The organism is Methylobacterium sp. J-070 (assembly GCF_022829385.1).
GTDB lineage: Bacteria > Pseudomonadota > Alphaproteobacteria > Rhizobiales > Beijerinckiaceae > Methylobacterium.
Genome location: NZ_JAKSXX010000035.1, coordinates 1 through 801 on the forward strand (window position 1 = coordinate 1; position 801 = coordinate 801).

The 801-nt window shown below is 62.7% G+C and carries 1 protein-coding gene and 1 pseudogene; one reads left to right on the forward strand and one right to left on the reverse strand.

Annotated elements, in window-relative coordinates:
- Positions 1 to 87, forward strand: a pseudogene (locus MKL01_RS01470) (IS6 family transposase); the annotation flags it as partial.
- A gap of 237 nt (positions 88 to 324) precedes the next feature.
- On the opposite strand, the gene MKL01_RS01475 reads toward MKL01_RS01470, so the two are convergent.
- On the reverse strand, positions 325 to 801 hold a 477-nt coding region (locus MKL01_RS01475), incomplete at its 5' end, for a BLUF domain-containing protein (RefSeq protein ID WP_243903467.1).

The window sequence follows — 801 nt, forward strand, 5'->3', positions numbered from 1 at the left end:
TTCGGGTTTGCGGGGATCTGGACCGTGCGCGAGCAGAACCAGCTGCTCGCCTGCTGCTTCGGCCTTCCTGTCACGAACAAAGCATGAAAGCGAGACGGTAGACGCCCTTCCGCGGCTCACAGCCGGGTTTGCGACACGCCCTAAAAGGCGACGCGCCGGGGGCATGCTCGGGGCAGAAAAGGAGCTGCCGAGGGCAGCGGTCGACCTTGACCAAGAGGCCCGGTCCCGAATCCACGCGGGTGGTGGCACGGGTCGAGCTATGCGGTGAGGGTCTACTGCCGGACGATATATCGAACGCCGAGCCGGTGGAATGCTCGGATAATCTCAAGCTGCAGATAGCAGCGTCGAACCACCATTGCACTGCTCTGGTCGGATCAGAGCAACCATCAGCTTCATCGCAGCGGCGGCAGCATCAGCTAAGTCCGTATCGTGCTCGACGCGCTCGACCAATGCTCCGGAGCCCGCATCTGGAACGAGGTAGCTCATCGGATCTTCGCCGAAGATCGGCTCTAGAACCGGCCCGCACTCAACGACCTCGACGTTGACATGACGCAGATCGCAGCAGATCCGGTCGAAGATCGCCTCCACGGCGGCGGCAGGGCCCTCCAGGGCCTGCACGAAAAACAGGCGCGTGAACAGGAGCGTGCCCGTGATGCCGGCCTCTGCGTTCCTGCTCTGCGATGTAGTCAGGGTCTTGTCGATTGCCCGCTGCACCTCCTCAGCGGTTCCTTCGAACGTGCTGCGGCTCCTGTAGACCAGTCGAAACAGGTCGAGGTTGTCCAGCGGGTTCATGCAGCCTCG